A 20,679-nucleotide genomic window follows, 5' to 3' on the forward strand; every position below is an offset into this window, starting at 1 on the left:
AGTTAAATGCAAGAAATTTTAAATCAATATTTTAAAAGAGATGAAAAAAATGAGTTAGTTCCAATTGAGGAAAATGGAAAAATCTTTGCAATTTTAAAAAATAAATGGCTGGAAGCAAAACCAGAAGAAATAATAAGGCAAAAATTTATAGCGAAACTTATAGAGGAGTATGGATACGTATCAGAACAAATGGCACAAGAAGTAAAAGTTAGTAACTCAAAAAGAGGTTCAGGAAAAGCACAAGCTGATATAGTAGTATGGAAAACAAAAGAAGATAAAATTAATCAAAAAAATGCTTTTTTAGTTATTGAATGTAAAGCACCTACTATAAAATTAAAACTTGAAGATTGTTATCAAGGGATGAATTATGCTACTTGGTCAAGGGCTAAAATTTTTGCAATTTATAATGACAATGAAATGCAAGTTTATAAAATTGATGAAAGTAAAATTCCTATTTTATCAGATTCATTTAAGCCTATAAATGATATTCCAAAAGCGAATGAAATTTTAGATGAAAATAAATTAGAAAAATTTTTACAAAAAACAAAAGAGTTTAAAGGAGATGAATTTGCACGCCTTCTTCATAAATGTCATAATATTATAAGAAATAATGACAAACTTTCTCCAGAAGCGGCATTTGATGAAATTAGTAAAGTTTTGTTTATAAAAATTATGTATGAAAGAAGTCCCAAACAAGAAGGTATTTTTTCTTTACAACAATTTAAAAAATTAAAAAGTGCTTGGGAACTTGCAAGGGGAAAAAGCGATAAGGCTGAAAGTTATATGCAAAAACTTTTTGAAGATGTTAAAGAAGAATTTAAAAATGATGGGATTTTTGAAGATAATGAAAAAATAAAATTAAAAGAAAGTACATTTGAAGCAATTGTAAAAGAGCTAGAAATTTATAATCTTACAAAAACAGGAGCTGATGTAAAGGGTATTGCATTTGAAAAATTTTTAAGTAAAACTTTTAGAGGTCAACTTGGTCAGTTTTTTACTCCAAGGACAATTGTTGATTTTATGGTTGATTTTATTAATCCAAAAGAAAATGAATTAATTTGTGATCCTTGTGTTGGAAGTGGTGGTTTTATAATTAAGGCATTTGAAAAAATTAAAGAAAATATAGAAAATGAATATAAGTTTAAGAAATTCGAATTACAAAAAAAAATATTTGGAGAAAATCAGGAGTATTTAGATAATAAAGAAAAACAAAAAGAATTTGAAAAAATTTTAAGCAAATTAAATAATGAAGAACAAATGAGATTAAAACAATTATCCTGTTGTGCTATATATGGGACGGATGCAAATCCAAGAATGGCAAGAGTTGCAAAAATTAATATGATTATGCATGGAGATGGACATAGTGGAATTCATCATCATGATGGATTGCTTAATATTAATGGAATTTTTAGAAACAGGTTTGATGTGATTTTGACTAATCCTCCTTTTGGAATTACTTATAATAACGATTTACCAAAAGTTCAAGAAGATGATAAATTTAAAGATGAAAGATTAATAGAAGAATATAAAAAAAAATATGGTGAAATTTATGAAGAAGAATTAAAGCAAGTTACGGATAATATAGGTAAGCCAATTAGAAATCTTTTTGAAGTTGGAAAATATACAGGAAAGAGCGAAGTATTATTTATTGAAAGATGTTTAGACTTATTGAAGCCAAAAGGTAGGATGGGAATAGTTTTGCCAGAAGGTGTTTTAAATAGTAGTGACTTAGAAAAGGCGAGGGAACTTTTTGAGGGAAGAGCTAAAATAAAATTGATAGTTTCATTACCGGATGAAGTATTTTTAAGTGCTGGAGCTACAGTAAAAACAAGTTTAGTATTTTTACAAAAATATTCTGAAGAAGAAAAAAATGAATTTGAAAAAATTAAACAAGAATGTGAAAATGAATTGAAAGAAAAATTAAAAATTTATGAAAAAGAAAATCAATTATCAATAATAAAAAAGAATTTGAGAAATAAAAAATTAGAAAAAGAAATAAAAGAGAAATTAAGAAAAAATAAAAAAGAAATAGAAAAAGAATTAAAACAATTATATAAATACTTAGAAACTAAATTAATGCCTTGTGTAAGAGAAAATTTTGATTATGAAATATTGGTAGCCGATATTAAAAAAGCTGGTATTACTTCTACGGGAGATATGACAGATAATGAACTTATTGAATTATTAAAAGAATTAAAATCAATTAAGGTTTGGGAATGATTTTAAAGAAAATTAGATATAAAGATTTAAATAATTGGAGTGTGAAATTTTTAATAAGCACTTCTATTTCTAGTAAATATTTTATAGATAGATTACAAAATTATATTGAAGAAAAAAAGTGCAAAATATCTCCTTATAATTATCCTGATAAAAAGTTTAAAATCTTAGGAGTTAATAATAAAGTGGGTCTTTTTGATAATGAAATAAAATTAGGGAGAGAAATTAATCAAGATTATAAAATAGTAAGATTTAATTATTTTGCATTCAATCCATATCGTATAAATGTAGGTTCAATTGGATTAAAAACAAAAGAAAATAAATATAGATATATTAGTCCAGCTTATATTGTTTTTAGGATAAAAAATAAAAGGAAATTATTACCAGAATATTTGTTTTTACTTTTTAAAACTAATATTTTTTTAAATGTAATTAGAAATAATACAAAAGGAAGTGTTAGACAGATATTATCTTATGATATTTTAGAAAATCTAAAAATACCTATTCCAGACATTGATATTCAAAAAAAATTAATTTTTAAATATTTTAATATAAAAGAAAGATTAAAAAAATTAAAAGAAGAATATTTTGTTTTATTAAAAGAATTTGAAAAAGCTTTATTTATCAGTGAAAAAAATAAAAATAAATTTCTTTTAAATAAAATAAGATATAAAGATTTAGATAGTTGGAGTGTTAATATATTGATGGAAAATTTGATTAAGTCATCATATCCTTTAAAGCCCTTTAAAGAAGTATTATCGAAAGCTGATATAAAGAAAATAAATATTGAAGATGATAAAAAATATAAAATATTAGGTGTAAAAAGCTTTGGTAGAGGAGTTTATATAAATAGGGAAGTAATAGGTAAAAATTTAAAAATGAAAAAATATCAACTAGCAAAAAAAAATCATTTGTTTTGGTGTAAAGTAGATACTAAAAATGGTGCATTTGGGATTATTACTGAAGAGTTTGAAGGTACTATAGCATCTTCAAATATGACATTTGCTAAAATAGATACTAATAAAATTAATTTATTTTATTTACAATTATTATTTCAATTAACGATATTCAATAAATATATGGATAATAAAGTTACTGGAACTACAAATAGAAAATATATTAAATTTGATGAATTATTAAATAATACAAAAATTCCTCTACCCGATATTAAAACTCAAAAAAAATTAGTTGAAAAATTAGAAATAAATTTGAAAGAACAAAGAAAATTGGAAAAGGAATTAAAAAAAACTTTAGAAAAATTTGAAAATGAAATTTTTGAGTGATTTTTTTAAATATATTAAAAAACTTTTAACAAAATGGTTTTTTTATATGGGTTTTTTACCTACAATTTATGATTATATTTCTGTATATTTACCTAAAAAATGGAATGTAATTAAAATTCCGTCTTTTATAAATTATATGTTTTTAGTATTATTTTTTATAGCTTCTTCTTTTGTTTTATGGCTAGAGGAGAAGAAACAAAAAGAAGAAGTAATTAATAAATTGAAAGAGTATTTAAATACTTTACCAAATTATAAAATAAAGTTAATTTTGAAAAAATATGAATTACAAGAAATTAAAGATTTTAGATTAGAAAAAGAAAAATTATTAAAAAAAGCATTAAAACAATTAGAATTTTTAAAAGATAAAGGACAATTAGATACTTTAAAGGGTTATGAAATTGAAGAATTGTTTGATTTTATACCTATTGAATCTGAATATGATTTAAATAAATATATATCTGATTTAAAAAATTTTATTACAAAAATTAAATCTTTAAAGATTGATAAAAATATTGAAAATATCCAAATTTATGAAGCAACTGTTGAAATAAGCAATATAGGTTTGAAATCTGATGAAAATATATATTGTAAAATAGAATTAGGAAAAGAAAATGTTGCTTTTAAATATGTAGAGGATTTTGAAGATAAATTGAAAGAAATTATTAAAGAAAAAATACCAATTCTGCCGGAATTTCCTAAACCTGTAAAAATAAATAAATCAAAAGAAACATTTTATGAAATGAATAAAATAATAAACTTTTCAAAATCTACTTTAATATCTCCTATAGAAAAAATAGATACTAAATTTTTAAGATTATCTGAAAACAGACATCCTCCTTATTTTTTTGTAGATGAACATCAAATTATAATTAAAGATTTGAATTTAAATACAGGAATGACTCATAGTAGAAATTTTTATCTAATTTTAAATAATAAAGATAATATTAAATACTATATTACTTCAAGAAATTTACCAAGACCTATACAAGGAATATTAAAGGAGATTATTTATGAAATTTAAATTTATTAAAATAAAAGGTTATAAAAATTTAGATTTTGAAATGAAATTTCCAGATGACGGAGTAGCTGTTTTTATCGGGAATAACGGAAGTGGAAAAAGTAATCTTTTAGAAGCTATAAGTTTAATATTTGGATATTATTATAATATTAATTTAATAAATAAGCTAAATTTTGAATATGTTATTAGATATGAAAAGAATAATGAAGAAATAGTATTGACTAATAATAGAGAATATATAGATGAAACTAAATTACCTGATAAGATAATATGTTATTATAGTGGAGAAGAAGCAAGATTGTGGAATGATATTTATAAAAAGTTTTATGAAATAGAAAATAAAAAGTTTATTAATAATAGTTTTCCTCGTTTGCCTAGTTTATTATTTCTAAATAAATATTATTGGAAAATAGCATTAATAATGTTAGTTTTAAATAATAAAAATGAAAAAGAAATAAATTTATTTAATTATTTCGATTTAAATGAAGTTAAATATAAAATATTTAAAAATAATAGTAATTTATCTAAGTGGAAATCAAATGCAATAAGTCAATTTATAAATAATTTTCCAGAGGAAGGTATGATAAAAGATATAAATTTTGGAGATTTAAAAGAATTTTTTTTTAAATTGTATTTTTCTTATATACCTAAAAATAGTAAATTTATTGATAATATTCAGATCTTTGATATTAAAAAAAATAAAGTGTTATTATCATTTATTGATTTAAGTGAGGGAGAAAAAAGATTTATTTTATATAAATTTATAATTGAATTATTAGCAACTCAAGATACATTATTATTGTTTGATGAAATTGATAATAATATACATCCTGCAAATAAAAAATATTTAAAAAAAATTTTATTTGAAAATTTTATCGATTTAGATAAAAATATAATTTTTACTACTCATTCTCCTACTTTAACTACAATTTTTGAGACAAAAAATAATTTTATGTTAGATAGTGGAAAAATTATTAGTTATGATAAAAAGCAAATAATTAAAAAATTAACTGAAAATAAATGGAGCTATTTTGAAATTAATGAACTTTTAACTACTAATGAAGATATTGTATTGGTTGAAGGTTCAACAGATGTTCTTTATTTGGAAGAAACATTAAAATTATTTAAGAATAAAGGTAAATTTAAAAATTTAAGTTTAAAATTTATACCTGCAGGAGGAGCAAATAATGATATGGAATTTTTTATAAAAAATTTAACAGTAAAAGAAAATCAAAAAATATTTGTATTATTAGATAATGATGAAGCAGGTAAAAAGGCTTTTAAAAAATTAGAAAAAGATTTTTCAAATCAAAAGTATTTACATATTTTAAATTTGCCAAAGCCAGTGCAAAATTTTACTGAAAATGATTATTGGGAAATAGAAGATTTCTTTGATAAAAAATTAGTAAAAGAAATTGCAAAAGAAAATTTTAAAAAACAAATAGAAAATAATTTAATTTCTTTTCCTAAATTAGGAAAGAATACAGTTTCGAAATCAAGTATAAAAGGAATGATAAAGGATGAATTTGATAAATTTAAAAAAAATGAAAGAAGTTTAATTGAAGAAGAACATTTATCTGATTTTGAAAAAATATTTAAATTAATAGAAAAAGTAAAGAATGAACCAGTTTGATATCTTCTCCCACCTTCATCCCTCAAAACCTCCTGAATTGTTAGAAGAGCATAAAAAATTAGTGAGTGATTATTTTGAAAAGATTGTTAGATTTAAAAATATTGATTTAGATAAACTGGCTGAATGTTTTGAGATAAAAGATAAGTGTTTTGTAAAAAAACTGATAAAAGAAGTAGTTGTTTTGCACGATGAGGGAAAAGTTAATCCGGGGTTTCAGTATATTAAAATGAAAAATGAGGCTTTTAAAGACGCTTATGAAAATATGGAGATAAAAACTTCAAAGCATTCTTTCCCTGGGGCGGTTTTATTTTTTGAGAGATTTATTGAGGAAGTGGATAGTGAAAATGATGATGAAGAGTTTAATAAAAAGCTTTTTTTATTGGTTGCTTTTTCTTTTCTTATAGCAAAACATCATTCAAAACTTGATAATTTTGAAAGATTTGTAGATGAATTAAAGGATGCTTTAAGCGAGAGGAATTCTCCTTATGTTCCGTTTTATTTAAATTTTAATTATTTAGATATTAAAAAGTTTGTTGCAATAAAATTTATTTTTTCATTGATTATTAGTAGTGATTATTATGCAACGCTTGAATATATGGCTGATTTAAAAATAGATGATTTTGGAAAACTTGATGTTAAAATGGCAAAAGAGGAATTTGAAGATTTTGAAATTATAAAAAATATAAGAAATAAAATTTATAAAAAGCCTATTGACAGGTTAAGAAGCGAAATGTTTTTAGAGGCAGAGAAAAATTTGGATGTTTCAAAAAATATTTTTTATCTGCAAGCTCCAACCGGCGGGGGAAAAACGATAATTTCTTTAAATTTGGCCCTAAATCTTAATCCTACTAAAATTTTTTATGTTTTTCCATTTAATACTTTGGTTGAGCAGACTGAAAGTAAAATAAAAGAGATTTTTAAAAATTTAGATTTTGCAGTGGTTAATTCAATAACCCCTATTACAGATGAGGAAGATGATAAAAATCAATATGAAAAAGTTTATATTAACAGACTTTTTTATCAAAAGGAACTTATTTTAACTACACACGTAAATTTTTTTGATATTTTGTTTGGGATTAATAAAGAGGGTAATTTTGCTTTGTGGCAACTTTATGGAAGTGTAATTATTTTAGATGAAATACAGAGTTATAATAACAATTTGTGGTGGTATATGGCTGAGTTTTTCAGTGCTTTTAGCGAGGTTTTAAATTTAAAAATTATTATAATGAGTGCAACTTTGCCAAAAATAGATAAACTTCTTGAAAATAAAAATGAGTTTTTTAATTTGCTTGACAGCAAAAAATATTTTCAAAATCCTTTGTTTAAAGAAAGGGTTGAAGTTGATTTTAGTTTGATTGATGAAGAGTTTAGTTTTGAAGAAATTAAAAAAAGAATTGTAAATTATAAAAGGATTTTAATAGAATTTATTAAAAAAGACTCTGCGAGGGAATTTTATGAATATATTAAAGATTTGGAAGATTATGAAGTTTATGAGTTAAACGGGGATGACAATAAAATTTTTAGGGATTTTGTAATTAAACGGACAAAAGAGGCTGAAAAAATTATAGTGGTTTCAACTCAGGTAATTGAAGCCGGGGTTGATATAGATATGGAAGTCGGTTTTAAAGATATTGCAACGATTGACAGTGACGAACAGTTTATAGGGAGAATAAACAGAAATTCTTTACAGAAAGGGAAAGCCTATTTTTTTGATAATGATGATGAGAGTGATATTTATAAAAAAGATAACAGAATTGGAATAAGTCTTAGGGATGAGAAATATAGAAAAATTTTTTTGAATAAAGAGTTTGAATTGTATTATGATGAGGTGTTAAAAAGAATAAAAGAAAAAGGAAAAAGTTTTAACGGAGTTGAAACAAATATTGAGAGTTTTAAAAAAGCTGTAAAAAGACTTGATTTCAATGCTGTCAATAGATTGATGAAATTGATAGATGATGCCAGTGTTACGGTATTTTTTCCATATAAGATTAAATTAAAAGGAATTTATGAGCTTGATTTTGTGGATGAAAAATTTATAAATGACGGTTTTTTTGACGGTTGTTTGGTTTGGAAGGCATTTAAGGAATTGAATGAAATAAAAAATTTTGCAAAAAGGGAAATTGAAAAATCAAAACTTAATTATTTAATGCAGTTTTTTACATTTAATCTGCCTTTTGTTAAAAAGCTTAATATTTATGATGATGAATGTTGCGGTATTTATTTGATTGAGGATTATGAAAATTATATTGATGAAAATTTTAAATTTGACAGAAGAGTTTTTTTAGATAATCAAAAAAGGGAATATAATTTTTTATGATTACCGGTACTATGATTAATTATTATATCCATTGCAAGACTCAGCTTTGGCTTTTTTACCATAACATAAACCTTGAAGATAACAGCGAGGATGTAAGAATTGGTAAAGTTTTGCACGGAATAAGCGATGAAAAAGTAGATGAGGTAAGTTTAGAAAATATTAAGGTGGATAAAATTACAAGGGATTATGTTATTGAAATTAAAAAAAGCGATAGTGACATTGAAGCGGCAAAATGGCAATTGTTGTATTATCTTTACAGACTTAAACAAAAAGGAATTTATAAAAAAGGAAGGCTTGAAGTCTTTGAAAAACGAAAACAGGATAAGAAAAGAATAGTTATTGAACTTAATGAAGAAAATGAAAAGAGACTTTTGGAAATAATTGAAGATATTGAAAAAATAATAAATTCTCCTATGCCGGAGCCTGTGTTTGAAAGTAAATGCAGAAAATGTGCATATTATGAATTTTGTTTTTTGTAAGGAAAGAGATGAAAACTCAGTATATTTTTTCAATGGGTGAGATTAAAAGAAAAGATAATTCCATTGCTTTTAGAAATGAAAAAGGCTGGAAATATATCCCGGTTGAAATGGTAAGAGAACTTTATTTTATGAATGAAGTCAGTTTAAATTCAAAATTTTTGGATTTTTGTGCAAAAGCCGGGATAGTTTTACATTTTTTTAATTATTTTGGAAATTACAGCGGAAGTTTTTATCCAAAACGAAAATATATAAGCGGAAATCTGACAATCGCTCAGGTAAAAGCGTATGAAAATGATAGATTAACTATTGCGAAAGCAATTGTTTTAGGAATAGCCGAAAATATTTATGAAGTTTTGTATCATTATTACAGACACGGAAAAAGTGAGCTTAAAAATTTTTTAACATATTTAAGAGAGGATATTCCAAAATTTATTGAAAAAGCAGACAATATAAATAAACTGCTTTTTATTGAGGGAAATATTTGGGCCGGATTTTATGATAATTTTAAATATTTTCTGCCGGAAGACTTTTTGTTTAATAAAAGGGTAAAAAGACCTCCCGATAATCCGATGAATGCACTAATTTCTTTTGGAAATACTTTGCTTTATACAAAAACAATTACGGCAATTTACCAGACACATTTAGACCAGTCTATAAATTTTTTTGCATTTACCAAGTGAGAGCAGGTTTAGTTTGAGTTTGGATTTAAGCGAAGCTTTTAAGCCTGTTATTGTATTTAGAACGATTTTTGATTTGGTAAACAGGAAAAAATTAAAAGTTGAAAAACATTTTGAAAAAAATTTAATTATGCACTTTTAAATGAAGAAGGCAAAAAAATTTTTATAGCTGCTTTTGAAGAGAGATTAAATGAAAAATTTAAACACTCAACCTTAAAAAGAATGGTAAGTTATAACAGTGCAATAAAACTTGACGGATATAAACTTATAAAATTTTTGATTCAAAAAAGCCTTTTAAACCATATAGCCTGAAAGATAAGAGATGAAAAAAGATTATAAAACTAATTATGTGTTTTTGATGTATGATATTGCAGATGAAGAAAGTGAGGCTGGAAAAAGAAGAGTGAATAAAGTGTTTAAAGTTTGCAAAAAATATTTATCCCATCATCAAAAATCTGTATTTAGAGGTGAAATTACTCCAAGTAAACTTATTAAACTTAAAAACCAATTAAAAAAAATAATAGATGAAGATCTTGACTTTATAAGTATAATTAAACTTAAAAATAAAAATAGTTTTTTAGAAGATACAATTGGTAAAAAAGAGAATAATTTATTTATCTGATTTCCAACCTCATTTTTATTGATATCCTTTAAAAATCCCGATACAATGGCAAAAATAAAGAGTTGATTGATAATTTTTTGTTTTTTTAATTTTGATTGGAAAAAGTCGAAATTTTGGGACTGCATCTTTAAAAAAGCCCGAAATTCAATGTGTTTAACCGATACATTTAGTGTATTGAAACGCTTCTTTTTTATTCCTAAATAATTCAACCCGATTTGTTTAACCGATACATTTAGTGTATTGAAACATACAACGAGCTTTTTTTAACTCCTCAGCAACAATTGTTTAACCGATACATTTAGTGTATTGAAACTTTAATACCTTAATATAACTTTTATAATCATTTAAAAGTTTAACCGATACATTTAGTGTATTGAAACATCTCTTCTTTTGGGTAATATTTGCCTTTTTCAAGTTTAACCGATACATTTAGTGTATTGAAACTCAATAAAAATTTGACCTTTTATTATTGCTTTCTCGTTTAACCGATACATTTAGTGTATTGAAACTTATTATTCTTTTGATTATTTGTTTTTAAATTAATGTTTAACCGATACATTTAGTGTATTGAAACCGTCTTAGATAAAGTTTTTCCCATTCAATTTCTTCACCGGTTTAACCGATACATTTAGTGTATTGAAACAAAGCAACAAACCCACTAATCATAACGCTTATAGGGTTTAACCGATACATTTAGTGTATTGAAACTTAGTGTTGTTATAAGAGAAAGTTTGTGATACTTCATGTTTAACCGATACATTTAGTGTATTGAAACAAATCTTTTAATTGTATAAATCGTGAATCCATTTGGTTTAACCGATACATTTAGTGTATTGAAACATATTATTAGAACCAGAATTTGAATTAGAAGAACCGTTTAACCGATACATTTAGTGTATTGAAACAAATCGCTTTTCTCCAAAATATACTTATGCAATGCACATTTAACCGATACATTTAGTGTATTGAAATAAAATATTATTTGGACAAGGTTTTATCTGATCTTGATTTAATTGATACATTTAGTATACAAAGATATCTATTTGACTACCTTTTAAATTTTCTTTATAATTTGTAAAAAAGAGGGGAGATAGGTGAAAATAGCGGTTGTTGAAGATGATATAAATATGAGAAAGTCCTTATCGCTTGCTCTTAAATCCGAAGGATATGAAGTTGTTGAATTTAGAAATGCTATTGATGCATTAAAAAAACTTGATAATTCTGTTGATCTGATAATTTCTGATATTACAATGCCGAGAATGGATGGGATTGATTTTGTAAAAGAATTAAACGGTAAATATGAGGTGATTTTAATTACCGGAAACGCCACTTTAAACAGAGCGATTGAAGCACTGAGGCTAGGGGTAAAGGATTTTTTGACAAAACCGTTTGAGATTGAAGATTTAATAACTGCAATTGAACGAAACAGGAAAGTGGTAACTAAAACAAATGGTAAAAAAGTTTCTGTTAAGCCTTCTTTTATAGCCGAAGATGAAAAGACAAAAGAAGTTTTGGAAATAGCCAAAAAAGTAGCTCCTACAACTGCTAGTGTAATGCTTTTAGGTGAGAGCGGGGTTGGAAAAGAAGAGTTTGCAAAGTTTATCCACGAAAACAGCGGAAGAAGCGGAAAATTTATTGCCATCAATATGAGTGCAATACCTGAAAATTTGATAGAAAGTGAGCTTTTTGGATTTGAAAAAGGCGCTTTTACAGATGCGAGTTCTTCTAAACCCGGACTTTTTGAATTGGCGGAAGGTGGAACTCTTTTTTTGGATGAGATAGGTGAAATGCCTTTTAATCTTCAGGCAAAACTCCTCAGGGTTCTTCAGGAAAAAGAAATTTATAGACTTGGAAGCACAAAAGCAAAAAAAATAGATGTAAGAATTATAAGTGCCACAAACCAAAATATCGATGAACTTATTAAAAACAATAAATTCAGGGAAGATTTATATTACAGACTTGCTACAATTCCAATTAAAATTCCACCTCTAAGAGAGAGAAAAAAGGATATAATTCCAATTGCAGAAGATATTTTGACAAAAACTATAAAAGAATATAATTTAGAAGAAAAAATATTAAGTGAAGAAGCGAAAGAAACCCTTTTGAATTATGAATTCAGAGGTAATATAAGAGAGCTTATCAATATTATTGAAAGAGCGGCAATTTTGAGTGGTAAAGTGATAACAAAAGAAAATTTATTTTTATTATAAGGAGAATAAATGTATAATGTAGCGATTGTGGGAGCGACAGGAGCTGTTGGAGAAGAATTTTTAAGGGTTTTGGAAGAATATGATTTTCCAATTAAAAAACTTGTGCCTCTTGCAAGTGCGAGAAGTGTTGGAAAAGAAGTTGAATTTAGGGGTGAGAGTCTAAAAGTAAAAGAATTAACCTGTGATGTATTTAAAGAAGAAGAAATTGATATAGCATTTTTTAGTGCGGGCGGAAGTGTAAGTGCAAAATTTGCGCCATGTGCAGTAGAAGCCGGGGCAGTTGTTATTGACAATACAAGCCATTTTAGAATGGACCCTGACGTGCCTTTGGTTGTTCCTGAAGTAAATCCGGATGATATAGCATTATGGAATAAAAAAGGAATAATTGCAAATCCTAACTGTTCCACTATTCAAATGGTAATTTCCCTTGCTCCGCTTCACAGAGAATTTAATATTAAAAGAGTAGACGTTGCAACATATCAGGCTGTAAGCGGAGCCGGTAAAAAAGGGATGGAAGAGCTGTTTGAACAGATGAGGGCTATATTTAATTTTAAACTTGATAAAAAAGTTGAAGAAAGAGAAGTTTTTCAATATCAAATTGCCCTAAATGTAATTCCACATATTGACAAATTTATGGACGGTGGATGGAGTAGGGAAGAGCTTAAAATGGTAAATGAAACTAATAAAATTATGCATTCAAAAATAAAAGTTGCAGCAACCTGTGTGAGGGTTCCTGTTCTTAGAAGCCACAGTGAGGCTATTAGCATTTATTGTGAAAAACCGGTAAATGTGGAGAGAGCCAGAGAAGTTTTGGCAAATTTTCAAGATGTAAAAGTAATTGACAATCCTGAGAAAAATGAATATCCAATGCCTATCATTGCAACTGATACCGATTATGTATATGTAGGTAGAATTAGAAAAGATTTATATGATGACAATGTACTTCATTTCTTTAATGTTGCAGACCAATTAAGAGTCGGAGCGGCTACAAATGCCGTAAGAATTGGCCTTAAATGGATAGAAATGGAAGGCGAAGCCTTTTTAAAGGGTAAATATGGAAAATAAAAGAGGATTAATAGAAACTATTTTTGAAAGTACTTTATGGAATAGCAGGCTTATAGTGATTTTGGCTGTGATTTTCGGTATGTTTGGAGGAATTGCTCTGTTTTTTATTGCAAGTTATGATATTTGGGAGATGATGGTTGAAACTTATAAATTCTTTTTTACTCATTACCATCCGGAGCACTTCCATGCAAAAATAATAAGCGGAATAATTGGTGCTGTTGATTTATATCTGATTGCCGTTGTTATGCTTTTATTTTCATTTGGTTTGTATGAACTTTTTATTTCAAAAATTGATGATGCGGAAAATAGCGAATCCGGAAGTAAAATTTTAGCTATACACAATTTGGATGAGCTTAAAGACAAGCTTGGAAAAGTTGTTGTAATGGTTTTAATTGTAAGTTTTTTTAAAAAAGTTATAAATATGGATTTTTCTACACCTCTTGAGATGATGTATTTAGCAGGGAGTATTTTAGCGCTTGCCTTAGCACTTTATTATATGCATAAAGGCGCTCATTAAAAAAATTAAAAAAAAGGTTAATATGAAATATATATTCGGCCCTGTGGCTTCCCGCCGCTTTGGAATGAGCTTAGGAATTGATTTAAGTCCTGATAAAAAAAGGTGCAATTTTGATTGTATCTACTGTGAATTAGAACCGGCTAAGCCAATTATGGAATATGATAATCCTCCCAAAGTTGATGATATTTTTGAAGAAGTAAAAGAGGCTGTGGGGAAATTCGAATTTGATGTATTGACTATTACAAGTAACGGTGAGCCTACCCTTTATCCAAATTTAAATGAATTGATTGATAAATTAAAAACACTCAATAAAAAACTTTTAATTCTCAGTAATTCCTCTACAATTATGAAAAAAGATATTCAAAATGCCCTAAAAAAACTCGATATTGTGAAACTTTCCCTTGATGCGGTAACCCCGTCTGTTTTTAAAAAAATTGATAGACCTGCAAAAGGTATAAATATAGAAAAAATAATAAATGGAATTATTGAATTTCGAAAAATTTATAATGGTGAGCTTATTATTGAAACTTTAGTGGTTAAAGGTATTAATGATAGAGTTGATGAATTTAAGAATCTAAATGAAGTTTTAGCAAAAATAAATCCTGATAGGGTGGATATTTCCACAATAGACAGACCACCTGCATACAGGGTTGAGGGTGTAAGTATTGAGAGACTTTTTGAACTTGCTGAATATATAAAAAATCAAAATATTTTTATCCCAACACGTGAGAAAATAAATTATAAAATTGAAAATCTGACAAAAGAAGAACTTCTTGAAACTCTTAAAAGAAGACCTTTTAGCGAAAGTGATGTGAAAAATATTTTAGATGAGCATACTTTAAAACTTTTTAATGATTTGGAAAAAGAAAAATTACTAGAAGAAATTTGGGTGGGGGGAGTTAAATTTTATAAGGCTTTGGTATGAGGGAATTTTTTAATATTTTTAAGATATTAATTGCCGTAGATGTCGGCATTATTGTTTTTTGTTTTTTAGAACATAATCTTTTGTGGCTTTATAATAGCCAGATAGCGTTCTTTTCAACTTCACTTATTATTTTGGGTAGTTTTATCGGATATGCTGGAATGGTTAGGAGAAATTTAGAAAATGGAAACGTAGGAGAAGATGTTTTAAAAAAATATGAAGACCCTTATAATTTGGATGATGAAGAAGAAGTTGAAATTAAAAAAATAAAAAAAGAAAAATTAAAATGGTATGAGGCAGTTTTACTTAATTTTAAAGGTGGAATGAATATAATAAGGATTTTAGGTTATGTTTTTTTGGTTGCCGGGTTTTTATATCTAGCTAAAACAAACAGATTTGATACTTTAAGTTTTCTTTTTGGAGTAACTATTGTTCCTGCTGTGACCTTTATTTATCTTTTATTTTATAAGAAAAAACTTAGTAAACTTGATTGACAATCCTTCAAGGATTATTATATAATAACAATAATAATACTTGAAGGAGGGGATGATGGCTAGAATTTATGGAAAAGTTGAAGATATTAAAGATATAAGCAGGATTAACTGTATTATTAGAGATGAAATGTTAAAAGTGGAAGATGAAGCGGAATTAAGCGAGCTTAAAAAAAGAAGCGACTATTTATGTACTCTTACATATTCTCCTTTCTGGCAAAAAAAATTTGAAAATGAAATAGATAAATTAAGAGAAGCTGCTATTGAAGAAAACAGGATTACTGTAAAAACAGCAAATATAATTGCCAAATATAAGGGATTCGATAAAGAATATTTTCCTTGGAAAAAAGAAATAGATATTGAACATCAATTAAAACAGATTCCTCAAACTGTAATTGACGAATTAACAAAAAATATTTTTTCATTAAAATTAAGTCTTGATATTTTAGAGGATTTAAGGGAAGAATTTTGTGATATCAGAAAAGCAATGGTTTTATGTGAAAATGTTGAATGTTTGAATAAATTGAAAAATGCAGTTGATATTTTATCAATACTTCCTTATTTGGAAAGTTTTAATTCTCATTTTGATGAAGGTATTTTGGCTGCAATTGATAAATTGATACTAGCCGAAAAAGAAAGAAGTGTAAAACTTGCTAATATTATTGCTGAGGTTAACGGATTTGATGTTTATTACCAAAGTGTAAGTGTTAATGATTTTGAATTTAAAAATAATGAAGAAATTAATACATATATGAAAAAACTATTGGTAGAAGAAAAAAAATCTGAAACCTATATTCCAACCGAGGCTAAATATGAAAAAGGTGCAAAAGTTTACTGGCTTGTATATTATTTGCCAAAAAGGAAAAGAGATTATGCAAAAAGAATATATTTACCTGAGAAAATAAGAAATGTTAAAATTGTAGGCCCTGATTATTTTGTAAACAGATTTGGAAACAAGGTTTGGGGTATTAAAATAGAGTATGAAAATGAAGTAAGAGAGGCTGATATTGTAATTAGAGGTAAAAAAATTCATCTTCCAACAAGATGGATTAAAAGAGAAAAAATTGTACCTGTTCCGAAAGATGCAGAAAATATCAGAATAACAGAGGAAAAACCAAAAAGCGCTATGGATATTGCATAGTGCTTTTATAAGCAAAGAAACTACTGAAAAATGTAAAATAAGTTAAAAATGTAGTAATACCTACGAAAACGGGTATTACTACTAAAGTTATATTCGGATTATTAAATATTGTAGGAAAAATATAAAATAGATATGCAAATGAAAGAATTGAATATATAACTGATAAAATAATTGACCATATCAAATAAATTAAAAAATATTTTAAATTGAATGTTTTTATCCAGAATTTAAAATCAATTAAAGAACTTAAAATTGACAGAAAAGCCCCTTTGAAATCTTCTTTGTCTAATGCTTCTCCCAGTTTTCCCAAATATATGTAACTGAAAAATAAAAAATAAATTAAATATATTCCAAGCATAATCTGGGCTATAAATGATGCGTTTTGTATATTTAATAAAAATGAATGGGGATCTGCAAGCAGATATACGCTACCGCTGAAATTTAAAATTATTACAAATAAAAACATCCAGAAAGAAATTATTATAAAATTGCCAAGAAGTATTCCGGTTGCTGTTGGAATAAAATGAAATAAAAAACTGCTGAGAGGCTGAATTTTTAAATTATGGAAATATTCATCAATATTTGCTGTATTTTTAACCAAATATATTAAAAATCCCCCTATACTTAAATAAATCATTTTTTCCAAAATAAACGCAACTATACTGATTACCGGATATGCTTCAATGAGTGTGAAAATGGATACAAGTAAAATTACAATCAATAATTTTTTCCATTCCGCAAAAGTTGTAAATGTGTATTGAAAAATTTCTTTCATTTAAGCCCTTTTTGTTAGAATTCTATCAAAAAAGGCTACTTTTGTGTGCAATATTTGGAATTATTGGAAAATATGATTTAAAAAAAGTAAGATATGTCCTTGATTTAATGATACACAGAGGCAGTGATTATCAAAATATTGTGGAATTTAAAGATGGCGTTTTTGGATTTAACCGTTTGGCAATTGAAAATATAGATAAAAATTTACAGCCTTTAAAAATCGGAAATAGAGTTTTTGTATTTAACGGGGAGATTTATAATTATAAAGATTTGATAAAGCAATATAATCTGAATGTAAAAACAGAAATAGAGGTAATTGCTGGGTTGTGGGAGAGACTTGGAGTGGATTTTGTTAAAAAACTTGATGGAATGTTTGCTATTGCAATTTTTGATAAAAAGTTATATTTATTTCGGGATGAATTTGGCAAAAAACCACTTTATTTTACAAAATCAGGAATTTTTGCAAGTGAAATTAAAGCAATTTTGCCTTTTATTGAAAAAAAATTAAATTTTGATGCATTGGCCGAGTATCTTGCCTACAATTCTTCTATTGCACCAAATACGATTTATAACAGTATCTATAAACTTCCTGCGGGATGTTTTTATGACGGAGAGATAAAAAGGTGGTGTGATTTTGAAAGAATTGAAAATGAAAAATGGACAAAGGATAATGTTTGTAATGAATTTGAAAAATTACTGACAGAGAGTATAAAAAAGAGGCTTCAGGGTGAAGTTGAAATAGGTTCGCTTCTTAGCGGCGGGGTTGACAGCAGTTTAATTGCCTCCGTTACTTCAAAATTTAGAAAGTTAAAAACTTTTTCAATCGGTTACGAGGGATATGATAATTATGATGAGAGAAAATATGCGAGGGTTGTTGCTAATCATATAGATTCAGAACATTTTGAAGTAAATTTTACTAAAAAAGATTTTTTTGACGAATTTGAAAATGTGCTTTTTTATATGGATGAACCGATTGGTGACAGCAGTTTTTTTGCCGCAAAATTTCTTGCAAAACATATTCCTTTAAAAGTTGTTTTAAGCGGTGAAGGAAGTGATGAACTGTTTTTGGGATACAGGCGTTATAATGAATATTTAGGGTTTTTGGATGCATATTTGCCAAATAAAATGTGGCTTAAAAAATATCTTGAGAGACATTATGAAGATATAAAAGAGTGGGAGGTTTTTAGGAGGTTTTTTGCAAATGAAGAGGTTTTCAGGGGAATAAATGAAATTTTTTTTCAAAGACAGATAAATAAAGTTTTAAAAGTAAAAGCTAAGGAAGTTGATTATAAAAGATTTTTAAAAGGTTGGAGAAGTTTTGATTTTACCTATTTTGATTTAAAAGTCTGGGTTGGGGAAGTGCTTTTAATGAAACTTGATAAAATGTTTATGTCAAATAGCATTGAAGCTAGAAGCCCTTTTTTGGATAGAAGTTTGGTACAATTCGTTTTTTCTCTGCCGGAAGTTGTCAGAGGTAAAAATAAATGGATTGTTAAAGAGACGGCTAAAAAATATCTGCCAATTAGTATAATAAACAGAAGAAAAAAAGGATTTGCCTTTCCATTTTATGAATGGTTAAAAGAAGAGAATGAATTAAAAAGAATTGTTGATATAAATAGAAAAAGCAGAATTTTTAATGAAGAGTATTTAAAAGAAATAATTAAAACAGGGCATAAAAGATATAAACAGCATTTATGGAGTTTATATCTTTTTAGCAGATGGTGTGAGAAGGAATTTTTATGAAATTTAATATAAACAAATATTTAATTGATGATATTGAAAATAAAGACCATCCGAGTGATTTTGAGATTCAAAACAATATGGCTGTCTTAATTTTAAGACTTCCTTTTATTGATGTTAAAAAAGAAAAAATTGAAATTGTGTCTTATGCTTTTTTAATAAAAGAAAAAGTTTATATTTATAACAGGGAAAAGAAAGAATTTGAAATATTAGGCGATTTTGATGATTTGCATAAATTTTTGGATATAAGGCTTGATAAAATTTTAGCCAAACTTAACAGACTCCATATAAAAATTGCAAAAATGGAAGACGATTTATATGAAAACAAAAAAGAGGATTTTTCAAAGATATGGCTTGAATGTAAAAAAGATTTGGTTTTAATAGAAAGATTAATAGGCCATGCGATGGTTGCATATGAAAGATTTTTGAGACATTTTAAAGAAAAATTGGAAAATAATTACGGTTTTTTAGATTTAAAAGAACATTTTGAAAGGGCTTTTCGTTTTTCACATCAGGCTATTGAGAAAGTCGATTATTTGTATGATTTTTATAAAACCCGCCAGGATGAGAAAATGAATAATATAATGTTTGTTTTGACTTTAATTTCAGGTATTTTTTTACCGCTTACATTAATAACAGGATTTTTTGGAATGAATACAGGGGGTCTTCCGCTTGCCAACGATCCAAACGGAACGTTAAAAGCTGTGATAATAGGAGTTGTTTTAGAAATTCCGGTTGTTTATATTATCTGGAAAATGATGAAGAGTTAATTTATTAACTCCCTCATTTTTATAACAGCCTCTTTAAGACCTATAAAAACAGCATTGGCAATTATACTGTGTCCTATATTTAATTCCGTAATTTCAGGAATTTTAGCAATTTCAGTAACATTTTGATAATTGAGCCCATGCCCTGCTGCAACTTCCAAATCTAAATCTTTTGCTAATTTTGAGGCGTCTTTTATTAAGTTAATTTCAAGTTCCAGTTCTTTTTTAAGTGTTTTTCTATCCATTTGTTTAAAAATTTTGTTAGGTGTGTGATTAAGATTGCTAAAAAGGGCTAAATGTAAATTTGCATATTTTCCTGTATGCAGTTCTATCATTTCCGCTTTCATCTCTTTTGCTTTTTTAATTTGAGCAAAATCTGGATCTATAAACAGTGAAACTTCAATATCATTTTTGTGAAGTTTGTCTATTGCATTTAAGATTCTTTTTTCGTTTTTAAATAAATCAAGTCCGCCCTCAGTTGTCACCTCTTCTCTTTTTTCAGGGACCAATGTTGCACGGAAAGGTTTTAAATTACAGATAATGTCAATAATTTCTTCATTTATACTGCATTCCATATTTACGGGCAGGAAACTGCTTTCAATTATTCTTTTCGCATCAAAATCATTTATATGTCTTCTGTCTTCTCTTAAATGTGTTGTAACTTGGTCTGCTCCCGCTTCTTTTAAAATCTCAAGTGCCATTAAAGGGTCTGGTTCGTTTATTTTTCTGGCTTCCCTTATGGTTGCAATATGGTCTATATTTACTCCAAGTTTCATTTTATTCCTTTTTTGTTATAATTTTATCAA

17 protein-coding genes, 1 pseudogene and 1 CRISPR repeat array are annotated in these 20,679 nt (G+C 26.5%); of the genes and pseudogenes, 16 read left to right on the forward strand and 2 right to left on the reverse strand.

Annotated elements, in window-relative coordinates:
• Positions 1-6: 6 nt before the first annotated feature.
• From LNAT_RS06620 to LNAT_RS06685, 14 genes and pseudogenes are all read left to right on the forward strand, one after another.
• Positions 7-2,220: a type I restriction-modification system subunit M gene (locus tag LNAT_RS06620; RefSeq protein ID WP_096259638.1), complete on the forward strand. Its 2,214-nt coding sequence runs from the start codon at positions 7-9 to the stop codon at positions 2,218-2,220.
• Positions 2,217-3,500 (forward strand): restriction endonuclease subunit S, encoded by a 1,284-nt coding sequence (locus LNAT_RS06625; RefSeq protein ID WP_096259639.1) that lies wholly within the window; start codon positions 2,217-2,219, stop codon positions 3,498-3,500. Before LNAT_RS06620 ends, LNAT_RS06625 begins: the two co-directional genes overlap by 4 nt.
• Positions 3,493-4,521, forward strand: coding sequence for a hypothetical protein (locus tag LNAT_RS06630; RefSeq protein ID WP_143471333.1), 1,029 nt, complete (start codon positions 3,493-3,495; stop codon positions 4,519-4,521). Before LNAT_RS06625 ends, LNAT_RS06630 begins: the two co-directional genes overlap by 8 nt.
• A complete protein-coding gene (locus LNAT_RS06635; RefSeq protein ID WP_096259643.1) occupies positions 4,511-6,151 on the forward strand; it encodes an ATP-dependent nuclease in 1,641 nt (546 codons plus the stop codon). The genes LNAT_RS06630 and LNAT_RS06635 overlap by 11 nt, the downstream gene beginning before the upstream one ends.
• Positions 6,138-8,468 (forward strand): CRISPR-associated helicase/endonuclease Cas3, encoded by a 2,331-nt coding sequence (locus LNAT_RS06640; RefSeq protein WP_096259645.1) that lies wholly within the window; start codon positions 6,138-6,140, stop codon positions 8,466-8,468. The genes LNAT_RS06635 and LNAT_RS06640 overlap by 14 nt, the downstream gene beginning before the upstream one ends.
• Positions 8,465-8,947 (forward strand): CRISPR-associated protein Cas4, encoded by a 483-nt coding sequence (gene cas4, locus LNAT_RS06645; RefSeq protein ID WP_096259647.1) that lies wholly within the window; start codon positions 8,465-8,467, stop codon positions 8,945-8,947. The genes LNAT_RS06640 and cas4 overlap by 4 nt, the downstream gene beginning before the upstream one ends.
• 8 nt (positions 8,948-8,955) lie before the next feature.
• Positions 8,956-9,950, forward strand: a pseudogene (gene cas1b, locus LNAT_RS06650) (type I-B CRISPR-associated endonuclease Cas1b).
• Complete coding sequence (gene cas2 / locus LNAT_RS06655; RefSeq protein WP_096259649.1) at positions 9,947-10,246, forward strand: CRISPR-associated endonuclease Cas2; 300 nt, start codon at positions 9,947-9,949, stop codon at positions 10,244-10,246. Before cas1b ends, cas2 begins: the two are co-directional and overlap by 4 nt.
• A 151-nt stretch (positions 10,247-10,397) precedes the next feature.
• Positions 10,398-11,218: a CRISPR direct-repeat array (repeat unit 30 nt; unit sequence GTTTAACCGATACATTTAGTGTATTGAAAC).
• A 122-nt stretch (positions 11,219-11,340) separates the two neighbouring features.
• The gene (locus LNAT_RS06660; RefSeq protein WP_096259651.1) at positions 11,341-12,456 is read left to right on the forward strand and encodes a sigma-54-dependent transcriptional regulator; all 1,116 of its coding nucleotides are present in this window, start codon (positions 11,341-11,343) and stop codon (positions 12,454-12,456) included.
• A gap of 9 nt (positions 12,457-12,465) precedes the next feature.
• On the forward strand, positions 12,466-13,521 hold the full coding sequence (locus LNAT_RS06665) for an aspartate-semialdehyde dehydrogenase (protein WP_096259653.1): 1,056 nt from the start codon (positions 12,466-12,468) through the stop codon (positions 13,519-13,521).
• Entirely contained in the window at positions 13,511-14,038 is a 528-nt protein-coding gene (locus LNAT_RS06670) for a YqhA family protein (protein ID WP_096259655.1), read from the forward strand. Before LNAT_RS06665 ends, LNAT_RS06670 begins: the two co-directional genes overlap by 11 nt.
• Before the next feature lie 22 nt (positions 14,039-14,060).
• Positions 14,061-14,963 (forward strand): radical SAM protein, encoded by a 903-nt coding sequence (locus LNAT_RS06675; protein WP_096259657.1) that lies wholly within the window; start codon positions 14,061-14,063, stop codon positions 14,961-14,963.
• Positions 14,960-15,454 (forward strand): hypothetical protein, encoded by a 495-nt coding sequence (locus tag LNAT_RS06680; protein WP_096259659.1) that lies wholly within the window; start codon positions 14,960-14,962, stop codon positions 15,452-15,454. Before LNAT_RS06675 ends, LNAT_RS06680 begins: the two co-directional genes overlap by 4 nt.
• Before the next feature lie 55 nt (positions 15,455-15,509).
• Positions 15,510-16,592: a hypothetical protein gene (locus LNAT_RS06685; protein ID WP_096259662.1), complete on the forward strand. Its 1,083-nt coding sequence runs from the start codon at positions 15,510-15,512 to the stop codon at positions 16,590-16,592.
• Here LNAT_RS06685 and LNAT_RS06690 read toward each other — a convergent pair.
• Positions 16,576-17,367, reverse strand: a complete 792-nt coding sequence (locus LNAT_RS06690; RefSeq protein ID WP_096259663.1) for a hypothetical protein — start codon at positions 17,365-17,367, stop codon at positions 16,576-16,578. The two genes, LNAT_RS06685 and LNAT_RS06690, sit on opposite strands and share 17 nt — an antisense overlap.
• A gap of 41 nt (positions 17,368-17,408) precedes the next feature.
• On the opposite strand from LNAT_RS06690, the gene asnB reads away from it, so the two are divergent.
• The gene (asnB, locus tag LNAT_RS06695) at positions 17,409-19,109 is read left to right on the forward strand and encodes an asparagine synthase (glutamine-hydrolyzing) (RefSeq protein ID WP_096259795.1); all 1,701 of its coding nucleotides are present in this window, start codon (positions 17,409-17,411) and stop codon (positions 19,107-19,109) included.
• Positions 19,106-19,876, forward strand: coding sequence for a CorA family divalent cation transporter (locus LNAT_RS06700; RefSeq protein ID WP_096259665.1), 771 nt, complete (start codon positions 19,106-19,108; stop codon positions 19,874-19,876). The genes asnB and LNAT_RS06700 overlap by 4 nt, the downstream gene beginning before the upstream one ends.
• On the opposite strand, the gene LNAT_RS06705 is transcribed toward LNAT_RS06700, so the two are convergent.
• Complete coding sequence (locus tag LNAT_RS06705) at positions 19,873-20,649, reverse strand: pyridoxine 5'-phosphate synthase (RefSeq protein WP_096259668.1); 777 nt, start codon at positions 20,647-20,649, stop codon at positions 19,873-19,875. The two genes, LNAT_RS06700 and LNAT_RS06705, sit on opposite strands and share 4 nt — an antisense overlap.
• Positions 20,650-20,679 lie beyond the last annotated feature (30 nt).

The organism is Lebetimonas natsushimae (assembly GCF_002335445.1).
Classification (GTDB): Bacteria; Campylobacterota; Campylobacteria; order Campylobacterales; family Nautiliaceae; genus Lebetimonas; species Lebetimonas natsushimae.

Excerpts from the sequence above, each read along its gene's own strand:
- LNAT_RS06665 (WP_096259653.1), top strand. The coding sequence starts at position 12,466 with ATGTATAATGTAGCGATTGTGGGAGCGACAGGAGCTGTTGGAGAAGAA.
- LNAT_RS06620 (WP_096259638.1), top strand. The coding sequence starts at position 7 with ATGCAAGAAATTTTAAATCAATATTTTAAAAGAGATGAAAAAAATGAG.
- LNAT_RS06705 (WP_096259668.1), bottom strand. The coding sequence starts at position 20,649 with ATGAAACTTGGAGTAAATATAGACCATATTGCAACCATAAGGGAAGCC.
- LNAT_RS06640 (WP_096259645.1), top strand. The coding sequence starts at position 6,138 with ATGAACCAGTTTGATATCTTCTCCCACCTTCATCCCTCAAAACCTCCT.
- LNAT_RS06685 (WP_096259662.1), top strand. The coding sequence starts at position 15,510 with ATGGCTAGAATTTATGGAAAAGTTGAAGATATTAAAGATATAAGCAGG.
- LNAT_RS06635 (WP_096259643.1), top strand. The coding sequence starts at position 4,511 with ATGAAATTTAAATTTATTAAAATAAAAGGTTATAAAAATTTAGATTTT.
- LNAT_RS06625 (WP_096259639.1), top strand. The coding sequence starts at position 2,217 with ATGATTTTAAAGAAAATTAGATATAAAGATTTAAATAATTGGAGTGTG.
- LNAT_RS06680 (WP_096259659.1), top strand. The coding sequence starts at position 14,960 with ATGAGGGAATTTTTTAATATTTTTAAGATATTAATTGCCGTAGATGTC.
- LNAT_RS06700 (WP_096259665.1), top strand. The coding sequence starts at position 19,106 with ATGAAATTTAATATAAACAAATATTTAATTGATGATATTGAAAATAAA.
- LNAT_RS06670 (WP_096259655.1), top strand. The coding sequence starts at position 13,511 with ATGGAAAATAAAAGAGGATTAATAGAAACTATTTTTGAAAGTACTTTA.
- LNAT_RS06675 (WP_096259657.1), top strand. The coding sequence starts at position 14,061 with ATGAAATATATATTCGGCCCTGTGGCTTCCCGCCGCTTTGGAATGAGC.
- LNAT_RS06690 (WP_096259663.1), bottom strand. The coding sequence starts at position 17,367 with ATGAAAGAAATTTTTCAATACACATTTACAACTTTTGCGGAATGGAAA.
- cas2 (WP_096259649.1), top strand. The coding sequence starts at position 9,947 with ATGAAAAAAGATTATAAAACTAATTATGTGTTTTTGATGTATGATATT.
- cas4 (WP_096259647.1), top strand. The coding sequence starts at position 8,465 with ATGATTACCGGTACTATGATTAATTATTATATCCATTGCAAGACTCAG.